Origin of the sequence: Psychrobacter sp. GW64-MNA-CIBAN-0177, from assembly GCF_040309585.1 — a bacterium.
In the GTDB taxonomy this organism is placed as follows: domain Bacteria; phylum Pseudomonadota; class Gammaproteobacteria; order Pseudomonadales; family Moraxellaceae; genus Psychrobacter; species Psychrobacter okhotskensis.
In genome coordinates, this window is record NZ_JBEOOY010000379.1 from 1 (window position 1) to 259 (window position 259).

At 43.6% G+C, this 259-nt stretch carries 1 protein-coding gene; it reads right to left on the minus strand.

Features of this window, described 5'->3' with window-relative positions; genetic code table 11:
- Positions 1 to 259: malic enzyme-like NAD(P)-binding protein (locus tag AAEY79_RS15530; RefSeq protein WP_352289449.1), on the minus strand; the 259-nt coding region annotated here is incomplete at both ends.

The window sequence follows — 259 nt, forward strand, 5'->3', positions numbered from 1 at the left end:
CTGATACTCGTCGCACGTGCTGCTAAAACGCCTAGACCAATACCTGGGAAGATATAGCTATTATTACACTGAGAAACCTCAAAATTCTGACCGTCATAAGTTGAATTAGGGAAAGGGCTACCTGTTGCTACGATTGCTTTACCTTTGCTCCAGTTCGTCACTTCCTGCGGTGTGGCTTCAATACGCGACGTTGGATTTGACAGCGGCAATACAATTGGATTTTCAGTATTAGCACATAACGATTCGATTAGATCTTTGG